This is a genomic window from Paenibacillus sp. PK3_47, from assembly GCF_023520895.1.
Lineage (GTDB): Bacteria > Bacillota > Bacilli > Paenibacillales > Paenibacillaceae > Paenibacillus_AQ.
Genome location: NZ_CP026029.1, coordinates 6169244 through 6191360 on the forward strand (window position 1 = coordinate 6169244; position 22117 = coordinate 6191360).

The following is a 22117-nucleotide window of genomic DNA, read 5'->3' on the forward strand; positions in this document are numbered from 1 at the left end:
CATTCGCCCACAAAACCTTTAGGAGGAATCAGAGAACATGAATGTCTGGAAACAACGGGTATTGCCGGTTGCAATGGCAGTGTCACTGTCAGCGGGTCTTGCAGGATGTGCAACAACAGAAGCCGGGTCAGCAGCAAGCGTATATGAAAAAGGCGAAGAGGTTGTGGAGCTGCAGTTCTGGACATCAGCGGCAGAAGAGGTTAACCAGCAGCTGGTGGATCAGTTCAACCAGACCAGAGGAGCCGAGCTGAACATTCATGTTAACGCCGAATATCAGGGCGACTACTGGGAAATGCAGCAGAAGGTGAACGCAGCGGCGATTGCCGGCACACTGCCGAATGTCTTTATTGATGAGGTGGCCATGACCAAAGGCTTTGCCGACAGCGATATTATTCTTAACCTTCAGCCTTATATCAAGGCGAACGACTTTGATACTTCCGACTTCAAAATTGGCGACCTCGGCAATCTCTACGTGAACGAGGATCTGTATGCCTTCCCGCATATGAGAAGTGTGCCGGTGATGTATGTCAACAAAACACTGGCTGCCAAAGCCGGGCTGAATGAGAACGGTCCCGCTACCTTCGCTGAACTTGAAGCTTATCTGCAGGCTGCACATGATGCAACCGGCGAACCGCCAATGTATCTGTTCAACTATGATTTCTGGGTGATGGAGGCGCTGCTGCATTCCTATGCTGAAACTACGGTGGTTAACGGGGACGAAACAGCTTCCAACATCAACAGTGAAGGTGCCGTAAAGCTGATTACATTCATTGAGGACCTGGAATCCAAAGGCCTGATCAAAGTGCTTGGCGTTACCGATTCGGATGCCTTCTATGCAGCGATTGCCAACCCGGCGACAGCCCTGATTTTTTCCAGTATCGGCGGCTACAAGACCTTTGCAGGAATGGCTCAGGAGAGCGGTATCGAGCTTGGCGTTTCCATGATTCCTGCCGGCGAAAGCGGGACAAGAGGGGTGCCGGTAGGAGGTTCCAATACTTATCTGGCCAATACAGGTACTGATATTGAAAAAGCAGCCTCCTTTGAATTCATGAAATGGCTCTCGGATACCGAGCAGGCCGCTTACGCTTCTGCCAGCACCGGCTATCTGCCGACACGCCTGTCTTCCCTGGATACAGATCTGATGAAAGAGACCATAGCTGCCTTCCCGGGCTACCAGGTCGCTTCCGATCAGCTGGAATTCAGCAAAATGCGTCCAATGACCGGCGCTTACCATGAAATCGAGGACCTGATGGGCACCCGGATCAACGACATCTGGATTGATAACCTGAACATCCAGGAGAGCCTGGATAAGCTTGCCGAAGAAATCAATGGGATACTGAACCGTTAATTTCAAGGTAAAGCACGTAAGCAGCATTAGCAGCCGTCCCTTTCCGGGGCGGTTTTTTAATTCAATCTGACAAATGTAACAATAATTTAATAATTTAAATTAATGTATATTTATTGTTTTACAATATATTACGTGTTAGAATCATGACTATCAAAGGAGGAGAATAACCTGTCATGAAAACCACAAAGCTGAATCCATTCACCCAGCTGCTGCATTTCGGCTACCATCAGGCAATGAGCTGCATTTTTCCGGTGGCCATCTTTGGCACCTTAGCCCTCTCCAGTGCAGTTGACATTCCCTTCGTACACCGTTATGATGCCATACTTCTTGTGCTGCTGACCGTTCAGTATCTGATGTACCGCAGCGGACTGGAGACCCTGGATGAGATCAAGGTGATCTGTGTCTTTCACGTGATTGGTCTGATTCTCGAGATTTATAAAATAAGAATGGGTTCCTGGTCATACCCTGAGCCGGGGTTTACCAAAGTTTTCGGAGTTCCGCTCTACAGCGGCTTTATGTACGCCAGTGTTGCCAGCTTTATGTGCCAGATCTGGCGCAGGCTGAGGATGGATATGACCGGCTGGCCGGGCCTGCTTCCTGCGGGTATGCTCGGAGGAGCCATCTACCTGAATTTTTTCACCCATCACTTTATTCCGGACTTCCGCTGGTGGCTGACGGCGCTTGTGCTGATCGTCTTCTGGAGAACCTGGATCATCTACCGGGTGCGCACGGTCACTTACCGGATGCCGCTGACGCTGGCCTTTGCCATTGTAGGTTTTTTTATCTGGCTGGCCGAGAATATCGCCACCTTTTTCAATGCCTGGAAGTATCCTGACCAGAATCAGGCCTGGCAGATGGTCAGCTTCAGCAAGATCAGCTCGTGGTTTCTGCTTGTGATAATCAGCGTAATCATTGTTGCACAGCTTAAGCATGTGAAGGCAGGGCGGGGAGATCATTCAGTGAACACTGCAAGACGGGAGGCGTGAAAACGGCTGCCGTTTTTTTCTGGCTGAAGGAGGAAATGCAGAGCGGTTGACTTTTAAATATCCCGGCTATAATATAGGAATGAATATTCATTCCGAAAATGAGGTGAAGCAATGGCAAAGAACAAGCAGGAAGATATTTATGCTGCGGCCATGCAGTTATTTGCAGCCCGCGGCTATGACGGGACGACTGTGCCGATGATTGCCGAGCAGGCCAAAGTCGGGGCGGGGACGATCTACCGGTATTTTGAGAACAAGGAAGCGCTCGTGAATTCACTGATCACCCAGTGTGTGCTTAAGCTCTCCGAAGCGATCAGGACCGGCTATCCGGAGCATTTGCCCATACGGGAGCAGTTCACGCACATTTACAGCCGGTTGTTTGATTATGCCAGAAACAATGTAGACGCCTTTCTGTTCATTAATGCTCATGATGATGCCTATTATCTGGACGGGAAGAGCAGGCAGGTGATCAATGAATTTATGGCTTTTGTCGGTGAAGCGATTGAACGGGGCCAAGTAGAGAACGAAATCCGCCAGCTGCCTACTTGTGCATTAATTGCTATTGTATACGCGCCGATCAGTATGATGATTAAGCAGATGCAGAGTAATATCCTGATTTATTCAGAGGAGCTGTACAAGGATCTTGAGGATAGTGCATGGAACGCTATTCGTAACCGTTAAACCGCTGCTAAAGTGGTTTTTCGCCGTAAACGGAATGAATATTCATTCCTATTAATCCGAATTTAAAAATTCATCCTACTTAAGGATAAAATATAAAATATTTTTAATAGAAAAAGGTGGCCCGATGAAAAAGTTAAAAAGCTGGAGAACATTATCTTTTATAATGTGGATCCTGGTTACAGTGTTGATGTTAACAACGATACCGGACATGGACCGGCTGGTGAAGGAAAAGGGACAAATCTCCATTCCGGACAGCGCACAAAGCAGCATTGCCGCTGAGATGATCAGACAAATGGACCCCCAAAGCGGAGATTCCTATGGAATTATAGCCGTCTTCAACAGCGGGAGTGATCAGCCGCTCACGGATAGCCAGACACAGAAGATTGAAGCTGTAATCCATGACCTGAAAGCCAAAGAACAGGAGCTGGGCATCACCGGCATCATGGCACACACGGACAGCCCGGAAGTGGAACAGCAGCTGGTCTCCGAAGACCAGACAACCATTTTGACGCAAATCTCTGTGGACAGCAATCATGGGGAAATCTCACAGGTGGCCGGGGAACTGGACGAATTTATAGCCGGCGAGGGGCTGGAGTCACAGGATATCAGCACTTATCTGACCGGCAGCGAGCTTATCGGTAACGACTTTGGGAACTCCACCCAGGAAGGGGTAAAGAAGACTGAAGTTATAGCGATTGTTTTTATTCTTGCTGTACTCATTCTTGTATTCCGTTCTCCGGTGGTACCGCTGATTTCACTGCTTACGGTGGGCGTGTCGTATCTTGTATCCTTGGGAGTAACCGCCCAGCTCGTCGATCATTTCAGTTTTCCGTTCTCCAGCTTTACGCAGGTGTTCCTGGTCGTAGTGTTGTTTGGCGTGGGTACGGACTATAATATTTTACTGTACACCCGGTTCAAAGAAGAATTGGCTCACCAGGATGATGTATATACCGCTGTAAAAGCAACCATGAAATCGGCAGCGAAAACCGTCCTGTTCAGCGGATTGGCAGTCATGATCGGTTTTGCCTCGCTGTACCTGGCCAAGTTCAATTTGTATCAGGCGACTTCCGGTGTGGCGATCGGTGTCCTGGTACTGCTGCTTGTACTGGTTACACTGAATCCGTTTTTCATGGTCCTGCTTGGGAAAAGAATGTTCTGGCCGGTGAAAAAGTTCAATGGCCACGGAGACAGCCGCTTGTGGGGGACGTTCGCTAAAACTTCGGCAGCCAGATCTGTTATGGCCATCGTGCTTGTGCTTGTGTTAACCGTACCTTTCATCCTGAAGTATTCCAATGTACTCAACTTTAACGATTTATGGGAAGTTAGTGACAAATACGAATCCAAGCAGGGAATCAATGTCATCGAGGATCATTTCCCGCCGGGCTTTTCTTCACCGGCAACACTCGTGATCCAGTCTGACAGTCCTCTGGACCAGGCCGCTGCACTGCAGACCCTGGATGAAGTCGCTGAAAGAGTCTCAAAGGTTAAAGGAGTATCCGAGGTACTGTCGCCAACCCGTCCTACAGGAGACAAAATACAAGAGCTATATATTAACGATCAGACCAAAGAAGTAAACTCCGGACTGGGCGATGCCAATGACGGCATAGGAGAAATCAATGAAGGCTTGTCTTCAGCTGAAGAACAGCTGGGAAACAGCGGCTCAAGTGACCTGGCCAATGTCCAAAAGCTGATTAACGGAACGGGCGAAGTCCAAAACGGCGTATCCGCATTACGGGATGCACTGGATCAAGTAACTGCAGGGATGAACAGCGGTGCCTCAGGTGCCGGACAAATAGAAGACGGCCTTGCCTCGCTGGGGACCAGTGTAGGGAAACTGTCTGCTGCAACATCCCAGCTCTCCGCAGGATACAGCCAGCTGGAAGAGGGACTGAACTCTTACGACCAGTATTTCGCAAGTATCGCTCAAGCCATTACGGGTGCCAGCCAAGGATATGGGCAGATTGAAGCGTTGATGAATAATCTGACCGCAGAAAATCCGGATATGGCAGAAGATCCAAATGTAGTGAAGACGCTGGGTATCGCCGCATCAGCCAAGCAGCAGCTTGAGGGACTCTCCGGACAGCTGGAGCAGCTGCGCGCTGGTCACGAAAAGGCTATGGCTTCTTTCAAAACAGCCAATACCTCACTGGCCCAGCTTAACAGCGGTTTGCAGCAAATGCAGAACGGAGTAACGCAGCTTCAGACCGGAGCAGCCGGCTTGAAAGACGGCTTAAACAAAGGAGCCGCCGGTTCCGGTCAAATCTCAGATCAATCCGTTCAGCTCAAAACCGGCCTGTCGCAAATCAACGATGGCCAGCAGCAGCTGCTGCAGGGGCTTACTGATCTGCAGGGCAAGATGGGCGAACTCCAGGCCGGGCTGAGCGCCAGTACGGAGGGTCTTACCCAGGTAAGCACGGGTCTGGAAACGGCCCAATCTTATTTGGGCAATCTTAGCGAATCGGAGACTTCACAAAAGTTCTATGTTCCAGAAGAGGTATTGAAGGGTGAAGAATTCCAGACCGCGCTCAATACCTATATGTCAGATGACAGAACAACTGCAACGATGACGATCATCCTGGAGCAAAATCCGTTCTCGCGGGAAGCGATGCCGGTCATTGATGAGATCAGCCAACAGGTCGATGCCGCACTGAGCGGAAACAGTCTGAGCAGCGCCAAGGCCGCCATCAGCGGTACAACAGCACGCAACGCCGACCTGAATACCGTATCACAGGAAGACTTTATGCGCACTGCAATCATCATGATGATCGGTATTGCCGTTGTCCTGATGTTCATTACCAGATCGCTGATGAATTCCCTGTTTATCGTGGGTTCATTAATACTGGTATACTTCACATCGCTTGGCATAGGGGAATGGATCAGCTCGCAGCTGTTCGATGCAGATTTACTGAGCTGGAATGTTCCGTTCTTCAGCTTCATAATGATCGTTGCACTCGGTGTGGATTACAGCATTTTCGTAATGATGCGTTATAACGAGCTTCAAGGAACATCTGCGGAACGTATTGTAAAAGCATCCCGTGACATCGGCGGCGTAGTTTTGTCCGCTGCTCTGATCCTGGGCGGTACCTTTGCGGCCCTGATTCCTTCGGGAGTCTTAACCCTGATCCAGGTGGCAGTCGTCGTTATCATTGCTTTGCTGCTCCTAAGCCTGATTGCGATGCCAATCCTGCTCCCGGCTCTGATCGGACTAACCGGCAGATTAAACCGCAAGGACAGCAGTTCTGATATAGACAATAACGTTACGCTATAAACAGCGTTCCACTGCAGCCGGCCATTTGGCCGGCTGTTTTTGCGTGGATAAACCCCGGGCAGCAGGACAATTTCAAATTTTCGCACTTCATTTCCATAATACCCCTTTACACCTGCATGCTTATATATTATAGTTGGTTACACAAGTATACAACCATACAACGACATCCAAAAGTCCAAACATTCACCGCAGTAGCGACTGAACCTTTACATTAATTCCCCAGTTCAATCTATGTTAGAGGAAGGAGGCTTTAACTCACTTGAAAGCATTGCTGGATGAATCACAACCCATTTTTCAGCAGATTGCCCAGATGATTATTGATGATATTGTGGATGGACAGCTGAAGGAAGGAGAACGGGCGCCCTCAGAGAATGAGCTGTCCCAGTTCTACAACATTAACCGGGCTACCGCACGCAAAGGTCTGCAAATTCTGGCCGATCAGGACATTCTGTTCAAACAGCGAGGGATCGGCATGTTTGTAAAAGAGGGGGCGAAGCAGCAGGTGCTGCAGGAAAAGCAGCAGCATTACCGTCAGGATTATATCCGCCCGATGCTGGAAGAGGCGAGACGCATCGGCATGACCACGGAGCAGATTATCGAATGGATTAAAGAAGAGGAGGGCAAGCAATGATTTCTTTGAACGAGATTTCTTTTGCCTACGACAAAAATCCAGTCATCAAGAAGCTGTCATTCACTGAGCAGGACCGGGTCATTACAGGACTCTGGGGACGGAATGGTGCCGGCAAAACGACACTTATGCAGCTGATATCCGGACATCAGAAGCCCGATAGCGGAACTGTGCAAATCATGGGGCGTGAGCCTTACAACAACCCTGCAGCTCAAGGCCATTTGTGCTACATAAAGGAAGATCATCCGTTCAGCGAAATATGGTCTGTCCGCGATTGTCTGCGGTTCTACCAGTACTTCAAGCCCAATTGGAACCAGGAATTTGCGGAACAAATGCTGGAGACGTTTCAATTACCGCACAAGAAAAAGACCAAAAAGCTTTCAACAGGAATGAAGACGGCTTTACAGCTGGTGATAGGTTTGGCCAGTCAGGCTGATGTGACGATTCTCGATGAGCCAACCAATGGGCTTGATGCGGCGATGCGCAAAAAATTTTATAAGCTGCTGCTGGAAAGCTATGAGGCCTTCCCCCGTCTAATGTTAATTTCTACGCATCAGATCGAAGAATTACAGCCGCTGCTCGACAACATCATGGTGGTTCATGAAGGACAACTGCTCACACACGAGCCTATGGAGAACTTACGGGAAATGGGAATCTGGCTAACCGGCGAGAGCGGACAGGTAAACCAATTAACCAGTAACGAGAAAGTTATAGAAGAAAGTACGCTCGGTTCCACAAAAAAAGTGATGATTGACGCCCCAATGTCTGAGAAGTGGAGAGAACGGGTCCGGACCGCCAAAGTTTCAATAGAAAAGGCTCATGTACAGGATTATCTGCTGGCTGTCACGGAAAATGTGAAGGAGGCTTCACGATGAGAACCGCATATGGAACATTCCGCTTAATTTATGAGGATGCCTACTGGTTTTTGGGAAAGCTGCTGCTGCTCTATATTACACTCCCTTTAACAGCGGTCTGGATTATTCTCGGTCTGTCCTTTGATATGGAGGATGCAATCAGTGTGATCGGCGGTCCGGCGTATTTCTTCTTCATACCCTTCTATGGCATTATGGGGTTCAAAAGCCTGCTGCCGATTGCTGTCGGTCTTGGCAGCACAAGGACTCAAGTCCTGAAAAGCTTTTATGGAGTCGGCATTGCCGGGGTGGCAGTATACATGCTGTTCCTGAATTTATGCCAATGGCTGGTTTCAGCACTGTACGAACGCGGTGTCATAACCGTATCCGTTTCCCATCCCGGAACATTATATTCAGCAGAGTATCAGTTTTTACCATACCTTTGGATTGATATTATGGTTGGCCTGTTATTGTTCGGCGGTGCTTTCTTTATCTACTGTATATTCTATCGTGCCGGCATGACCAGGACACTTGCCGGTATCATGCTTACCGTTATTGCCGTAATGTTCTTGTACTATTCAGGGCTGCTTGCAGGACCCATAGATGCACTATCAGAGCTTAAGATTTCAGCATTAGCTGCCTTTACTCTGGGAGGTGCGGCAGGGCTAGCTGCTTTATTCCTCACTTATCCTATGATGAGAAATGCTTCGCTGCAGCAGGCGGAGAAGAGAGGATAAGCTTCATGCAGATCTTATGTTCCAAGCAAAATTAAATTCAACCTTATGAATTCCGTACATGCATTCAGGATAGCTGCGGCTAATATACATTAGGGATCGAAAAACGACCCGATGAGGTGATGAATTGTTTTTTCACATTAAAGAGCTGCAGTATCACGCGAAACCAGAGCGGCCGGATCCGGTGTATGCAAGGAAGCTTCAGGAGGTTTTAGGCGGACAATTCGGAGAAATAACCGTTGCCATGCAGTATTTGTTCCAGGGGTGGAATGTCCGGGGTGACGGTGCGGCTTATAAGGATTTATTGATGGATACGGCAACCGAGGAGCTGGCTCACGTAGAAATGCTGGCAACGATGATTGCCCGCCTGCTGGATGGAGCTCCGGTGGAGACACTTGAGGACGCGGCGCGTGATCCGCTGGTTGCAGCGATTCTGGGCGGCTCAAATCCCCAGCATGCTATCGTAACGGGGCTGGGAGCGGCCCCTACGGATAGTAACGGCTACCCGTGGAATTCCCGGTATACGATTGCAAGCGGGAATTTACTGGCAGACTTCAGAGCTAATTTGAATGCAGAGTCACAGGGCCGTCTCCAGGTCGCACGGTTATACGAAATGACAAACGACAGAGGTGTAAAGGATATGCTGTCCTGGCTGCTGGCCCGGGATACGATGCATCAGAACCAGTGGATGGCGGCTATTTGCGATCTGGAGTCGAAGGAAGGAGTTATCGTCCCGACGACTTTCCCCAAGCAGTTAGAGAAACAGGAAGTGTCGCATGTTCTGTTTAATTTCTCGCGCGGGGAAGCCAGCGCAACCGGCCCGTGGGCACATGGTCCAGCTCCGGATGGAGGCGTCTTTCAATATGTAGCAAAGCCTCAGCCTTTAGCACCGGAACCTCATCTCCCTCCGGCTCCGCCATACATTTTTGATACACCCCCACAAGTACTTAATATGAAGGGACCGCATCAACCGCCAATGTAGTACCTAAGAGCACCTTAACTTGCTGTTTTTCGGCATATTGAGGTGCTTGTTTCTATTAATCAGAGGATAGACCCTGCTTATAATAAAAAGCCTGCACATGATGTGCAGGCCAATTTCATTTGTACTTCATTCAGTTAACCTGGCGAGACTTCCACATTCAGCGTTTCATCACGGATATCGCCGACAATTTCTTCGAGCAGATCTTCCATGGTGACAATGCCGGTCGTGGCTCCTGAAGCATTCGTTACAGCGGCCATATGGACTCTGGTAGTCTGCATCCGTAGCAGTACATCCCGCAGGTTCTTGCTTTCGGCAAATTTGGGGATGTCGTGGATATACTTCTGCCAGTCTGTATCCCTGCCGGCAGCAATACTCGTTAACATTTCTTTAGTATTAATATATCCGATAAACTGCCCGTTTCTGTCCGCACTTTCTACAGGATAACGCGTATAATCATGTTTTTCCAGGACTTCGATTAATTTGGCGGCCGGCATCCCGGCTTGCAAAGTAACGACCTTGCCCAAGGGAACAATGATTTCGCTAAGCGTCCGCTCATCAAAAGCAAAGATGTTGTTGAGATAGACCAGCTCTGTCTTGTTGATCTCTCCGCTCTCGTAGCTTTGGTCAACAATCCATTTCAGCTCCTCTTCGGAATGCACGGTTTCATGGCCTGCCGGCTTTACACCAAAGATGCGCAGCAGGAGGCGTGCAGAACCGTTCAGGGCGACGATAAACGGATAGGTGATTTTACCGAACCAGAACAGCGGAGGGGCCAGCAGCAGGGTCATTTTCTCTGCAAACTGGATCGCCAGTGTCTTCGGTGCAAGCTCTCCGATCACCACATGCAGGAACGTGATAATGGCCAGCGCGATGGCGTAAGACAGCACAGTGGACAGTGCCGCCGGTACGCCGATCTCATCAAACAGCGGATGCAAAATCCGTTCAACAGTCGGTTCACCCAGCGCTCCCAGTACGAGAGCAGTAATCGTGATTCCTAACTGGCAGGCGGACAAATAATAATCCAGATCATGCGCTACCTTTTTGGCGATTACCGCTTTTTTGTTGCCTTCGCTGATCAATTGGTCGATACGTGACATCCGCACCTTCAGGATGGCAAACTCAGCCCCGACAAAAAACGCAGTAAGTCCGATAAAGATAGCAACCATTATTAAATTTATTGTAATGACTCCGTCCAAAGTTTTCCCTCAAAATGAGGGATTCACCTCCAAGAATTTTTTAGGCTGTAACTTGAATATAAGCTGTATTGAAGATTACGATTCTGCCGGTGTGTAATGAAGAATAACCAGTTTGATCTGGAAATTATCCATCTCAGCGATTTGGAAGTGCTGTCCGCCGGCCTGGAATTCGTGGCCTTCCTGAAGGTCAGTACCTTCCCGGACTTGAATCCATCCGCCGATCGTATCCACTTCCTCACTGTTTTCGAATGACAGACCGAACTGCTCTTCAATCTCTTCCAGAAGGACACGGCCGCTGATCAAATAGGTCTTGTCGTCCACCTGCTGAATATCGGAGACCTCATCGGCGTCAAACTCATCCCGGATCTCTCCGACGAGCTCTTCCAGAATATCCTCTAGGGTAAGAATTCCTGCCGTTCCGCCGTATTCATCAATAACGAGTGCCATATGCATCTGTTCCTGCTGCATCTTGAGCATCGCTTCCTTGATAGGCGTTACTGAAGATACAATCGGGAGACTGCGCACAAATTCCTCCAGCTCACGGTCACGGCCCATAATAATATGGGGCAGCATTTTCTTCACGTTGACAACGCCGAGAACCTTATCCTTGTTGCCCGCCTCAATTACGGGGTAACGTGTATAATTGTTCGCGTCAAGAATGCTGATAATATCCTCATTGGACATCTCATAATCCAGCGTAACCATTTCCGTTCTATGGATCATAATATCTTTGGCCATGCGTTCATCAAAAGCAAAGACATTCTCCAGATACTCCAGCTTGGTCTCGTTGATTTCGCCGCCTTCAAAGCTCTGCTCCATAATGATCCGCAGCTCTTCTTCCGAATAATGCTCCTCATGCCCTGCAGGCTTTACACCGAACCAGCGGAGAATAATCCGCGAAGTTCCGTTCAGCGCCACAATAAAAGGGTGCATGATTTTGCCGAACCAGTACAGCGGGGGAGAGAGCAGCAGCGTCAGCTTCTCGGCATACTGAATGGCCAGCGTTTTGGGCGCCATTTCTCCGACCACCACGTGGAGGAAGGTTACTAGAATAAAGGCGATTGCATAGGAAGCAATGGATGACGTCGACTCCGATACATTCAAGTAATCAAATACAGGGTACAAAATACGTTCCACTGCCGGTTTACCGATTGCACCAAGTCCCAGCGCAGTTACTGTAATCCCCAGCTGACAGGCAGACAGGTAATAATCCAGATCGCCGACGACTTTTTTGGCTATAACCGCTTTTTTATTTCCTTCATCAATTAATTGTTCAATCCGTGACATCCGCATTTTGACTGCAGCAAACTCCGAGGCCACAAAAAATGCTGTCAAAAAAATCAGTACTGCAAGTATGAATAAATTCATTATCGTTATTAAGTCCAATCAGTTCCCTCGTTAGAGGGATTCACCTCCAAGTTAATTTAGGACGTTGGTATTCAGGCATATAGCGTTCAAATTAAACTTACAGTTGAAGAAGCAGATCAATGCAGGAGTACAATCCACTTGCAATATCGCCTTCCCATTATTGTTCAGCCCCCCTCCATAATGTTTACGAAAAAGTATAACATAATTCAGACCCAACCATCCAGCTGCACGTCATGGTTTGACTGCAGCAGAGTTACGGAATTATTCAGAATATATTGCACATTTGAAATTAATACTACTGTAGGCTCTGAAATATACAGAGTGATCCAAAATGGTGAATACCAGATTATAACTTAGGAGGAAGTACACAATGGAGCTGCAAAATCATCAAAATATGGAGACAGGCACCATTCCGCCGCAACTGAACCATGGCGGCCATGAGATGTTCGACGTTCACGAGGTATTGGCAGGCGCAATCTGCACGCTGGATACTTATACAATGCTTAGTGAACAAGTACAGGATCCCGAACTGAAAACGATTCTGGAGCGTCAAAAGCAATTCATGACCACAGAATACAACACTACGCTGGAATGCTTCAAAACCGGACAAGATCCTTCCGTACCTACACAAAGCTATAAGATGACACAAGGTAATGATTTTGTGTACGGAATGAAACCAAGCACTCCAAAAATGCCTATCCAGTCCGTTGCGGGTGTTAATGACCAGATTATTTCACTCAGTATGCTGAACTCCTTGAAGCTTGGAGCCGTTATGAAAACCAATGCAGCACTGGAATCCACAAATCCGGTAGTACGCCGCGTACTTGCCGATTCCCTGCCTAACTGTATTGAGATGGCTTATGAGGTCTCCCTTTACCAGAACAAAAAGGGTTACTATCAAGTACCGCAGCTTCCGCAGCAGGATATGCAGCAAATGCTGAACAGCTACGGCCCTGCAGCAATTGTGCCGCCGCTTAACGGTAACATGACTCACTAACCGGATTTCTGAAGTAACACAAAGAAGCTGCCCTTGGGCGGCTTTTTTGTATTTTAGCAGAAACAAAATGTGACCGGATGCCGTTCTGGATAACCGGCGAAGATGAGCTGGAAGGTTTTGTAGCGGCGCTGGGAACTGCCAAGCCGCTTGCTGCCGAGCCGCTGATCGATCAGGGAATTTATGAGAATGAAGACCGTAAAATCATCTATTTGATTTGCAGCTGGAGGAAAACACAAAGGTGCAATTGGTTTTGTTCGGTCAAGGGTTAGTTAGCTGCGCATGATCCCGGTATTCTTCGAGGTGGAAGACAGTGCGTTTCAGACGCTGTGGAACAGCATGAATCTGTAAACCATTGCAGTTCAGCCACATGTGAGTCCTATACTCCATGTGGTTTTTTGATATAATTATCTGAAAACACTGGTTATGGAGATGGTACAGATGTCAGATAGTCAGGTATACATAAGGTTCGCCGAGGAAAGTGATGCGAAGGAAATGACCGAGATGAATACGCGCAACCGGACTTTTTTTGAAGAATTCTCGCCAGGCAACTCCGACGAATTCTATACGGAAGAGCATCAGCTCCAGATGATTATTAAGGGCAGGACGGACCGGGCAGAGGACAGGAAATACGACTTTCTGATCTGCCACACGCCAACCGGACAAATTATCGGCAGCGCTGGGCTGTCTTTCATAGTACGGGGACCGCTTCAGAGCTGTATGATCGGATACACGCTGGACCAGAATTTTAACGGGAAGGGTTTCATGACGGAAGCAGTGAAGCAGGTTGTAAGTTATGCTTTTCAGGAACTGAAGTTTCACCGGATTACGGGAGAAGCCTCCCCGAAGAATCCCGGATCGATCCGTGTGCTTGAAAAAGCAGGCTTCCACAAAGAAGGCATCTCGCGCAGCAACCTTAAGATCCGCGGGGTATGGGAGGATCATCAGGTTCTGGCTATTATCAATCCCGATGACAGTATTTAGTCTGCAGGAGGAACTATGCGAAAAGCAAACCCTACGCTGATGAAAGAGATTAATCTGAACCATGTGCGTGAAGTGATGAAACAGCTCGAAACGGCCACAAAACCCCGGCTTGCGTCCATGACCGGATTAAGCGTTGTTACCATAAACTCCCTGGTCAAGGAGCTGCATGAGCGCGGTGAGCTGTTTGAGGATTCTTTTGTCCCGTCCGGCGGCGGGCGGCCTGCACAGACCTACCGTTACAATTATGATTTCAGCCTTGCACTTGTCATGTATCTGAAGGAAGAGCAGGGCCAGGAGCTGGTCTCAGCAGCTGTAGTCAATCTGGAAGACGGGATTCTGGCCAGGGAGAATTACAAGATGCCTGTACTGGACAGGGCGTATTTCCGGAGCATCGTCGGTCATTTTATTTCCTTGTATCCTGCAATCAAAATCATTGGCATCGGTATCCCTGGTCAAGCCGTCAACGGGGAAATAACGGTCAGCAGCCATCAGGAGCTGCGGGGTTCCAGGATGATCAAAGAAATTGAAGCTGAATTTGGACTTCAGGTACTGGTCGAAAATGATGTAAATGCCGCGATCAGCGGATACTGTATGGAGCATGGGGAAGCAGAGGACCAGTGTATATCAGGCATTTACTTTCCGCGCAGATATCCGCCGGGTATGGGCATTGTTCTGGATGGCAAGGTCATCAGAGGCAAAAACGGCATGTCAGGAGAGATCAAGTTTCTGCCGGACAGTCCGGACTGGATGAGCGAAATGAGCACCGCTACCTTCGTGGATGTAGTCTGCCGGATTCTTCAGACCGTAAATGCGGTTCTTGCTCCCGATAAAATCGTAATCTACCAGGACAGGGTGGGGGAAGAGCTTTGGGAACCCGCTTGGCGACTTTACTGTGAACACCATCCTATGCCTTCCGATCCGGAGGTTATTTTGCAGAATACATTTCAGCAGGATTTTGAAACGGGCCTGCGCAGGATGACGCTTAAAGGACTGCAGTCCAATTTGGCTCCGACCTCCTAAAACCCGTCTCCAGAAGGTGATTCCGGGGACTGGTTTTCTTTACTTGACAATGCCATTATTCTGTCGGAAAATAAACGGGCGTACTTTATAAAGTTTCTTTATTAAGTGAGGGATGATGTTTTGGCAACCTGGTTTTTAGTTATAATCTATCTTGCGTTTATCAGCCTGGGACTTCCTGATTCATTGCTTGGTTCCGCATGGCCGGTCATCTGGCCGGATATCGGCTCTTCGCTGGGTTCTGCCGGCCTTGTATCCATGATCATTGCAGCCGGAACCATCGTGTCCAGTCTGGTCAGCGGACAAATCATCGGGCGCATGGGAACCGGGAAAGTTACCTTGTTCAGCTGCCTGCTTACTGCTGTTTCCTTACTGGGCTTCTCCATGGCACCTTCCATGTTCTGGTTCATCGTACTGGCGGTTCCCCTTGGTCTTGGCGCAGGTGCGGTAGATGCTGCACTTAATCATTACGTGGCAGACAATTACAAGGCCCACCACATGAATTGGCTGCACTGCTTCTGGGGAGTAGGAGCTACGGCTGGTCCGGTCATCATGGCCGGTTTTTTGGCAGGGCCGCATTCATGGAGAGGCGGTTACGCCGCAGTTGCCGTCATCCAGTTCATTCTGGTTGTAATTCTTCTGGTGACACTTCCTTTGTGGAAGAAGGTGGCTGCAGCCAGAGGACATGAGCAGTCTGATCATATAAGCCAGGAGAAAGCCCTGGAAGAGAAGGACAAAGCAGGCGTACCCGTAAAAGTACTACAGTTAAAGGGAGTAAAGCCATCCCTGCTGGCCTTCTTTCTGTATTGCGGAGTCGAGATGACCGTCGGGTTATGGGGAGCCAGTTATCTGGTAGGTACAAGAAATGTTGCGGCAGAAACCGCTGCGGGCTGGATCTCCTTGTATTATGGAGGAATTACCGTCGGGAGATTGATCACAGGTTTTATTACTTTAAAAGTTGCCAACCGGCTGCTGATCCGTTATGGCCAGCTGGTAACTCTGGCAGGCGGAATTCTTCTGCTCCTGCCGCTGTCTTCATCCGTTTCCATGTTAGGCTTTATTCTCATCGGACTCGGCCTTGCGCCTATTTATCCGGGGCTTCTGCATGAGACACCTGCGAGGTTCGGCCGGGAGAACTCCGCCAGACTGATGGGGTATCAGATGTCTGTAGCCTATACCGGTTCCACACTGGTTCCGCCGCTGTTCGGACTGCTTGCGGCTAACGCAGGTACAGACTCATTTCCGGTAATCATCCTTATTCTTCAGGCGGGTATGCTGCTTAGTGTAGAAGCAGTGAACAGAGTGCTCAGAACTAAAAGATTAAGTGATTAATATTCAGATTCATGCAGGGGCTATTCCAACAAGGCATAGGATATGGCTTAAGGGATAGCCCCTGTTCGAACATCCGCCCAGGCCAGCGTTCCATCCGGCATCCAGCCAAGCAGAGTCCCTGCTGCTGCGAATTCAAAGGTCCTTTCCAGCTTGTCATATACTGTTATGGCCCCTGAATGGGAGGGATATGCCGCAAATCTTCCGTCCGGCGACCACTGAAGCCTGGATAACGGAAAGTAATCCTGCTGGCGCTCATGCTCCCAGATATCCTCTTTTACCTGATCCGTAATTCTCTCATCCCCCATAATTGAAGATGCCCCGCTTGTGATGCTGAAACGGATTTTCCCGAGCGGGTTGCTCACCTCTCTGTCAGCAGGAAGAATAAGTGTAGAATCATCCTCCCAGACCAGCGGATACACGAATAGAAAACCGTCACTGTGTGAAAGGAAAGCGGCATTCTCCCGCGACAACAGCGTATTGCCTTTCCGGTCCAGAACCAGCAGGTCCGCTCCGGGGCCAATGTAATCATCATGCGCGTACAATACAGCGATGCGGGTACCGTCAGGAGATGAGGACATTCCGTAGACCGGCTTGTCAAAGGTATGAATTTTACTGCGTGTGAAGTCCTTCAAATCCACACGGTACAGCGTTCTGTTGCCGGATACCATATAAGTGTAGCCTTGATAAAAACGGTCAGAGTACATCTCATGATATCCGTAATCATTGCCGAATGAGGCCTCTTCCCGGGAGAAAGAAGGAATATTCTGCGCTTGACCTGTCAACGCCTGAACCAGATGATGCTCTTCTTGTCCATAGAACAAAAAGGATGGCGAAGAGGATTCAACGTTTTGTACAGGGTGGATCCAGCCCGTATTCCAGCCCGGAATGACCCGCCGGGTACCGGAGGTGATGCCTTTGAACAGAATGCTCCCTTGACCGGCCTGGGATCTCATGATGACTGAATTACGGTATGGCTGCTCCGTATTAGCATACGTTTGTCCATCTGCGGTCCTTGCTTCATCCAGATTAAACGTTCCGGAAAAATTGCTGCTCTCATCCATATGCAGACGAATCTGTACAAACCGGGGAGATTCCCATTCCAGCGAATAGCTGAACTCTGCCTGCGGATCGCTGGTCTGCAGACTATTTTTTAGCGCTTGTTCCAATGAGTCCCTGTCAATGTCGCTGTTGGACTTCACTTGCACCACCTGCCTGTATCCATCTATGGTAATCAGCTGTTCTATATATAGAAAAGGCTCTTCGTCGCTTGCCGCCGCTGAAGATAAAGAAGCGGCTGGCTGAGCCGGGACTGACGAACTGGCTGCTGAAGCAGGGGATGGAGAAGTGCCTGCATTGTCTGCTCTATCAGCTCCCCGGCAGCCTGACAGCAAAGCAGCGGCCAGCACAACCACAGTTAAATAACGCATACATAAACCTCCTGGTATGTTCCAAAGTTGTACGGATTGTATGAAATGGTTAGATTTACATAATAATATGGACGTTATTGCTGCGGATAAGTTGCTGCGGCCGGGGATACGGGGATTATCAAACTACAAATCTCCATATAAGTAGACGGAAGAGGTTAGAGGAACAGCGGTTGCTTCGGCAGCCGTTTTTTTATTAGCCAAGAGGCAAAGTAATTCCATTCTATGGTAGAATTCGATTGTGATCGTGATTTTTTTTATAAAAGGAGCCTTGTAAATGATTTCAATAATTCAAATGACACTTCATGATGCTTATAAAATCCGTGACATCGATCGTTCGGAATCCATTGAACTGATGTACAAATTAAATAACGGAGTACTTGAAGAAATAAATTCACCGCATGAATGCCCCAGATGGGCGGAAGATACTTATCTTGAAATCATATCCCGGTATGAATATGAGCTAACACACGGCGGAACGGCTTTTGGAGCATTTGACGGAAATAAATTAGTTGGGTTTGGTGTCCTGGCACATAAGTTCAGGGGCTATGATAAGGACAGGCTTCAGATTGATCTTATGTATGTGTCACGGGAATACAGAAGAAGAGGCATCGGCAGTCTTATTATGGAATCGCTTAGTAAAGCAGCAATTAAACAAAAGGCAAAGTATTTATATATTTCGTCGACCGAGACTGAATCAGCTGTGAAGTTTTATACCAGTCTTGGTTCAGCTGTTACAACAGATATCGATGCGGAATTATTTGAAAAAGAACCCGATGACATTCACATGGTAATAAAATTATAGCAATATTAGTAAAGTTGATTTAACTCAAAAATAAAAGCAGAGGGGGGGCTATATTGAGTGAGATAAAGTATCCGGTAAAAACTGCATCACGTATGGGAACCGTTATCGGCATGATTTTAATTACATCCATTCAATGTTTTAACGTATGGAGATTATGGGATTCGCAGCGAGAATTTTTCTTTTACGCATCTTTAACAGCAATTTGTATATGTGTAGGGGTAATGCTAATTTCTTTGTACATAACATTTCTAAAAAAACCAACAGAGTTATGCCTGTCCAATGAGCAAATGATATTCAATGGGAAGGTAATGAAACCAAAGGATATTAAAATGATCATGATCAGAGGGTATTTTAAACCTGTAATAGGGATATTGCCTCACGGTAGGATGCTCGTCCCTATGGATATGGCATTCAGGTATTCAAAGGATGAAGAAGATAAAGCTATCGCGGATTTAAAGAGCTGGGCAGCAATGAATGATGTAGAGATGGACAATAAATATTTTCAGACGTGGATATAGGAGTATTCATTAAAAGAAACACAACAGCGGCAGCCCCGGACCTTATCCGTCCAGGCTGCCGCTTTGTTATCAAATCATCCCAATACATATGAACCTAAATAAGGACATAAGTTGCTCTAAGAGGGCCATGAACGCCTACGACAAGCTGCATTTCAATATCCGCCGAATTGGAAGGGCCGGAAATGAAGTTGATGGCCGAGCCCACGGGTTCACCGGCTTCCACCCTTCGGTTCAGATCTGCGGCCGCCTGGGTGGAGCGGAGGACTATCCGTTGTTTCTCAATCACTGCAATATAATGGTCCGGCAAAAAGTGAAGCGAGCGCCCCTGGTCCGGCCGGCTCTCCACAACAATCGTACCCGACTCGGCCAGCACGTAATCCGCAAAGACAATAGCGGTATTAGCTGCTTCCGAGCGGCTGATATTATTCTCCCTGCCGGCAGACTCCGACCAGACGTACGAATCCGGGAAGCTCAGTCCATACCCTGCAAACCGGGAGTCACCCGATGTAATGACCGGACCACCGCCGTTGGCCTGGATCAGATCATCGAGGGTCTGCTGCAGGATCTCAGGACTTGATTCGATCAGCTGCGTGTGAATGAAGAAGCATTGCTCTTTCAGAATCCCAATTAAATCATCTGTCGTCAGACTCCCGTAACTGTCCGGAAACATTCCCTTAAAGTCAGGCCGCTGTACTTCAGCTGCCCGTGCACGCCCCAGCTTGGAAGCGACGGTGTTCAGGAATGCCTCTCTGTTGGCTGATGTCATTTACCGCTGCCCCCTTTACGCTGCTCCATCCAGGTCCGGAAACTGTCCTGCTGCTTGACCGGCTGGTTAAGGTCACGGACATTAATCCATCCTTGAATCAGTCCCGGACCTCTCACAATCCGTCCATGCTTGCTGAGCATCCGGCTTCCCGGGTTCGCAAACCGCAGCGCCTTGCCGAAGAGGGACCGGGAAGAGAGCAGGCGGCCTGCCGCTTTCATCTGCATACGGTCTGCTGCACCGGTGCGCTTTTCGTTCACGATTTTCTGACGGTGCATAATCAGCTGCTCGTGAAGCGGGATTTTGACCGGACAGACATCGGTACAGGCTGCACAAAGGCTGGAAGCAAAAGGAAGCTCCTTATAGTCATCATATCCGCCGAGAAGGGGAGTAATTACGGCTCCGATCGGTCCCGGATAAATCGACCCGTAGGCATGCCCGCCTATATGCCGGTAGATCGGGCAGACGTTCAGACAGGCGCCGCAGCGGATGCACTGCAGAGCTTCATTGAATTCACTTCCCAGAATATCCGAGCGGCCGTTATCCACGACAACGAGATGGAACTCTTCCGGACCGTCACTTTCACCTGATACCTTAGGGCCCATAACGGTGATATAACTCGTTAATTTCTGTCCGACAGCGCTGCGGCAGAGCAGATTATCCAGCACTTCCATCTCTTCGAGCGTAGGCACAATCCGTTCCATGCCCATCACCGCAATTTGGGTTTTCGGTATGGCCGCTGTAAGATCTCCGTTACCCTCATTGGTCACCAGATTGATGGCACCCATATTAGCTACGGCAAAGTTGCATCCCGTGATCCCGACATCCGCATCCAGGAACTTCTGCCGCAGCACTTCCCTGGCGAACCGGGCCAGATTCTCCGGCGTTTCATCACCGGTATAGCCGAGTTTTTCAGTGAACACTCTCCTGATCTGTTTGCGGTCTTTGTGCAGGGCAGGGGCCACAATATGGGAAGGCGGGTCCCAGTCGTCAATCTGGAGAATATATTCGCCAAGATCAGTCTCAATCAGGTCACATCCGGCTTCGATCAATACCTTGTTCATTTCAATTTCTTCGGTGACCATCGATTTGGACTTGACGATTTTCTTCGCCTGCTTCCGGACGACGACATCCCGGATGTAGCTGCTGGCTTCTTCTTTGGTTGCGGCAAAATAAATATGCCCGCCTCTTTGCTCAATATTATCTGCGAGCTGATTAAGGTAAAAGTCCAGGTTCTTCAGTGTATGCTGGCGGATTTGCTGGCCGATCGTGCGCCACTGCTCCCAATCCCCGAGTGAGGTGGCGGCAGTAAGCCGTCTTGTCTTCAGGCTGTCCTGCGCAGAGCTTACGGCGCTTCTCATGAATGTATCGCTGATACCTTCAGTACTGCGTTCACTGAATTCCCGTTTATCGGTTTGCAGGCTCAAGTCGGGATTCCTCCTTTGACGGCGGCAGGATGAACTGTGTGGTTCAGCACTTCCGCGATGTGCATAATTTTGACGGGTTCCCCTTTGCGGGAGAGACGTCCGCCAATGTTAAGCAGGCAGCCCATATCGGCACTGATCAGAATGTCTGCCCCTGTATCTTTTACACACTGGCATTTTTCATCGACCATCTGCTGTGAAATCTCCGGCATTTTGACCGAGAAGGTTCCGCCAAACCCGCAGCAGTTATCGCTGTTCTTAAGCGGCTCCAATTGCAATCCGCGTACCTGTTCAAGCAGCTGGTAGGGCGTTTCTTTTTCCCCGAGTAATCTGGTCATATGGCAGGAACGGTGATAGGTGGCGGTACCCTCAAGACTTGCTCCGACATCAGTAACACCCAGCACCCGCACGATAAATTGTGTAAACTCATATGATTTCTCTTTTAACGCAACCGCTTTCAATCCCCATTCGGGATCTCCTTTAAAAACCTTCGGGTACTCATGGAACATAGCAATACAGGAGCCGGAAGGACCGACGACGTAATCGGAGTGCTCGAAGGCGAGCATCATAGTTTTCATCGCAAGCTTTGAATCTTCCAGATAACCGCTGTTATAGGTGGGTTGACCACAGCAGACCTGCGAAGCAGGAAAATCAATTTCACAGCCAAGCCTTTCGAGAACCTCGACCATAGCCTTTCCTACATTAGGGGTCATAAGGTCCACTAAACAAGTTGAGAAAATACTGACTTTCATTCCTGTTCCTCCAATCGCGACTTCGACTAATTATAGCTTAACTCAAGAAGTCAATGAAAAACAAC

Annotated in this window: 21 protein-coding genes; 15 read left to right on the forward strand and 6 right to left on the reverse strand. The window is 48.8% G+C overall.

All coding sequences use genetic code 11. From position 1 onward, the window contains the following. Positions 1 to 37 precede the first annotated feature (37 nt). The 8 genes from C2I18_RS26880 to C2I18_RS26915 all read left to right on the forward strand — a co-directional run bounded on the left by C2I18_RS26880 (position 38) and on the right by C2I18_RS26915 (position 9475). On the forward strand, positions 38 to 1348 hold the full coding sequence (locus tag C2I18_RS26880; protein ID WP_249898758.1) for an ABC transporter substrate-binding protein: 1311 nt from the start codon (positions 38 to 40) through the stop codon (positions 1346 to 1348). A 173-nt stretch (positions 1349 to 1521) separates the two neighbouring features. Further along, positions 1522 to 2334 carry a DUF817 domain-containing protein gene (locus tag C2I18_RS26885; RefSeq protein ID WP_249898759.1) on the forward strand — a complete coding sequence of 271 codons (813 nt, stop codon included), beginning with the start codon at positions 1522 to 1524 and terminating at the stop codon, positions 2332 to 2334. A 111-nt stretch (positions 2335 to 2445) separates the two neighbouring features. Continuing rightward, positions 2446 to 3012: a TetR/AcrR family transcriptional regulator gene (locus C2I18_RS26890; protein WP_249898760.1), complete on the forward strand. Its 567-nt coding sequence runs from the start codon at positions 2446 to 2448 to the stop codon at positions 3010 to 3012. A 124-nt stretch (positions 3013 to 3136) separates the two neighbouring features. Further along, positions 3137 to 6280 (forward strand): MMPL family transporter, encoded by a 3144-nt coding sequence (locus C2I18_RS26895; protein ID WP_249898761.1) that lies wholly within the window; start codon positions 3137 to 3139, stop codon positions 6278 to 6280. Between the two features lie 259 nt (positions 6281 to 6539). Next, positions 6540 to 6911, forward strand: a complete 372-nt coding sequence (locus C2I18_RS26900; RefSeq protein WP_249898762.1) for a GntR family transcriptional regulator — start codon at positions 6540 to 6542, stop codon at positions 6909 to 6911. Then, a complete protein-coding gene (locus C2I18_RS26905; protein ID WP_249898763.1) occupies positions 6908 to 7783 on the forward strand; it encodes an ABC transporter ATP-binding protein in 876 nt (291 codons plus the stop codon). Before C2I18_RS26900 ends, C2I18_RS26905 begins: the two co-directional genes overlap by 4 nt. Next, positions 7780 to 8496, forward strand: a complete 717-nt coding sequence (locus C2I18_RS26910) for a hypothetical protein (protein WP_249898764.1) — start codon at positions 7780 to 7782, stop codon at positions 8494 to 8496. Before C2I18_RS26905 ends, C2I18_RS26910 begins: the two co-directional genes overlap by 4 nt. Before the next feature lie 124 nt (positions 8497 to 8620). Further along, positions 8621 to 9475 carry a manganese catalase gene (locus C2I18_RS26915; RefSeq protein ID WP_249898765.1) on the forward strand — a complete coding sequence of 285 codons (855 nt, stop codon included), beginning with the start codon at positions 8621 to 8623 and terminating at the stop codon, positions 9473 to 9475. Between the two features lie 134 nt (positions 9476 to 9609). On the opposite strand, the gene C2I18_RS26920 is transcribed toward C2I18_RS26915, so the two are convergent. Next, on the reverse strand, positions 9610 to 10671 hold the full coding sequence (locus C2I18_RS26920; RefSeq protein WP_249898766.1) for a hemolysin family protein: 1062 nt from the start codon (positions 10669 to 10671) through the stop codon (positions 9610 to 9612). Between the two features lie 75 nt (positions 10672 to 10746). Continuing rightward, positions 10747 to 12057, reverse strand: a complete 1311-nt coding sequence (locus C2I18_RS26925; RefSeq protein WP_249898767.1) for a hemolysin family protein — start codon at positions 12055 to 12057, stop codon at positions 10747 to 10749. Between the two features lie 352 nt (positions 12058 to 12409). Between C2I18_RS26925 and C2I18_RS26930 the strand changes: the two genes are divergently transcribed. The 5 genes from C2I18_RS26930 (at position 12410) to C2I18_RS26950 (ending at position 16366) form a co-directional block, all read left to right on the forward strand. Further along, positions 12410 to 13036, forward strand: a complete 627-nt coding sequence (locus tag C2I18_RS26930; RefSeq protein ID WP_249898768.1) for a spore coat protein — start codon at positions 12410 to 12412, stop codon at positions 13034 to 13036. A 77-nt stretch (positions 13037 to 13113) separates the two neighbouring features. After that, the gene (locus C2I18_RS26935; RefSeq protein WP_249898769.1) at positions 13114 to 13305 is read left to right on the forward strand and encodes a hypothetical protein; all 192 of its coding nucleotides are present in this window, start codon (positions 13114 to 13116) and stop codon (positions 13303 to 13305) included. A gap of 169 nt (positions 13306 to 13474) precedes the next feature. Further along, complete coding sequence (locus tag C2I18_RS26940) at positions 13475 to 14017, forward strand: GNAT family N-acetyltransferase (RefSeq protein WP_249898770.1); 543 nt, start codon at positions 13475 to 13477, stop codon at positions 14015 to 14017. A gap of 15 nt (positions 14018 to 14032) precedes the next feature. Next, positions 14033 to 15037 (forward strand): ROK family protein, encoded by a 1005-nt coding sequence (locus tag C2I18_RS26945; RefSeq protein WP_249898771.1) that lies wholly within the window; start codon positions 14033 to 14035, stop codon positions 15035 to 15037. Between the two features lie 120 nt (positions 15038 to 15157). Next, positions 15158 to 16366, forward strand: a complete 1209-nt coding sequence (locus C2I18_RS26950) for an MFS transporter (protein WP_249898772.1) — start codon at positions 15158 to 15160, stop codon at positions 16364 to 16366. Positions 16367 to 16413: 47 nt separating this feature from the next. On the opposite strand, the gene C2I18_RS26955 is transcribed toward C2I18_RS26950, so the two are convergent. Next, entirely contained in the window at positions 16414 to 17793 is a 1380-nt protein-coding gene (locus tag C2I18_RS26955) for a hypothetical protein (protein ID WP_249898773.1), read from the reverse strand. A 274-nt stretch (positions 17794 to 18067) separates the two neighbouring features. On the opposite strand from C2I18_RS26955, the gene C2I18_RS26960 reads away from it, so the two are divergent. Both C2I18_RS26960 and C2I18_RS26965 read left to right on the forward strand, forming a co-directional pair. Further along, positions 18068 to 18595, forward strand: a complete 528-nt coding sequence (locus C2I18_RS26960) for a GNAT family N-acetyltransferase (protein WP_249898774.1) — start codon at positions 18068 to 18070, stop codon at positions 18593 to 18595. Between the two features lie 53 nt (positions 18596 to 18648). Beyond that, complete coding sequence (locus C2I18_RS26965) at positions 18649 to 19113, forward strand: hypothetical protein (RefSeq protein WP_249898775.1); 465 nt, start codon at positions 18649 to 18651, stop codon at positions 19111 to 19113. Positions 19114 to 19207: 94 nt separating this feature from the next. Here C2I18_RS26965 and C2I18_RS26970 read toward each other — a convergent pair whose 3' ends face one another. From C2I18_RS26970 to C2I18_RS26980, 3 genes are read right to left on the reverse strand one after another with little or no spacing between them, the layout of a single operon-like run. After that, positions 19208 to 19879 carry a LutC/YkgG family protein gene (locus tag C2I18_RS26970; protein ID WP_249898776.1) on the reverse strand — a complete coding sequence of 224 codons (672 nt, stop codon included), beginning with the start codon at positions 19877 to 19879 and terminating at the stop codon, positions 19208 to 19210. Beyond that, positions 19876 to 21303 carry a LutB/LldF family L-lactate oxidation iron-sulfur protein gene (locus C2I18_RS26975; RefSeq protein WP_249898777.1) on the reverse strand — a complete coding sequence of 476 codons (1428 nt, stop codon included), beginning with the start codon at positions 21301 to 21303 and terminating at the stop codon, positions 19876 to 19878. Before C2I18_RS26975 ends, C2I18_RS26970 begins: the two co-directional genes overlap by 4 nt. Continuing rightward, the gene (locus C2I18_RS26980) at positions 21300 to 22052 is read right to left on the reverse strand and encodes a (Fe-S)-binding protein (protein ID WP_249898778.1); all 753 of its coding nucleotides are present in this window, start codon (positions 22050 to 22052) and stop codon (positions 21300 to 21302) included. Before C2I18_RS26980 ends, C2I18_RS26975 begins: the two co-directional genes overlap by 4 nt. Positions 22053 to 22117: the final 65 nt, after the last annotated feature.

Bases quoted from the DNA above. Each gene is read 5' to 3' on its own strand.
- C2I18_RS26905 (WP_249898763.1), top strand. From the start codon at position 6,908: ATGATTTCTTTGAACGAGATTTCTTTTGCCTACGACAAAAATCCAGTC.
- C2I18_RS26960 (WP_249898774.1), top strand. From the start codon at position 18,068: ATGATTTCAATAATTCAAATGACACTTCATGATGCTTATAAAATCCGT.
- C2I18_RS26910 (WP_249898764.1), top strand. From the start codon at position 7,780: ATGAGAACCGCATATGGAACATTCCGCTTAATTTATGAGGATGCCTAC.
- C2I18_RS26935 (WP_249898769.1), top strand. From the start codon at position 13,114: ATGCCGTTCTGGATAACCGGCGAAGATGAGCTGGAAGGTTTTGTAGCG.
- C2I18_RS26930 (WP_249898768.1), top strand. From the start codon at position 12,410: ATGGAGCTGCAAAATCATCAAAATATGGAGACAGGCACCATTCCGCCG.
- C2I18_RS26885 (WP_249898759.1), top strand. From the start codon at position 1,522: ATGAAAACCACAAAGCTGAATCCATTCACCCAGCTGCTGCATTTCGGC.
- C2I18_RS26945 (WP_249898771.1), top strand. From the start codon at position 14,033: ATGCGAAAAGCAAACCCTACGCTGATGAAAGAGATTAATCTGAACCAT.
- C2I18_RS26970 (WP_249898776.1), bottom strand. From the start codon at position 19,879: ATGACATCAGCCAACAGAGAGGCATTCCTGAACACCGTCGCTTCCAAG.
- C2I18_RS26895 (WP_249898761.1), top strand. From the start codon at position 3,137: ATGAAAAAGTTAAAAAGCTGGAGAACATTATCTTTTATAATGTGGATC.
- C2I18_RS26890 (WP_249898760.1), top strand. From the start codon at position 2,446: ATGGCAAAGAACAAGCAGGAAGATATTTATGCTGCGGCCATGCAGTTA.
- C2I18_RS26880 (WP_249898758.1), top strand. From the start codon at position 38: ATGAATGTCTGGAAACAACGGGTATTGCCGGTTGCAATGGCAGTGTCA.
- C2I18_RS26980 (WP_249898778.1), bottom strand. From the start codon at position 22,052: ATGAAAGTCAGTATTTTCTCAACTTGTTTAGTGGACCTTATGACCCCT.
- C2I18_RS26940 (WP_249898770.1), top strand. From the start codon at position 13,475: ATGTCAGATAGTCAGGTATACATAAGGTTCGCCGAGGAAAGTGATGCG.
- C2I18_RS26955 (WP_249898773.1), bottom strand. From the start codon at position 17,793: ATGCGTTATTTAACTGTGGTTGTGCTGGCCGCTGCTTTGCTGTCAGGC.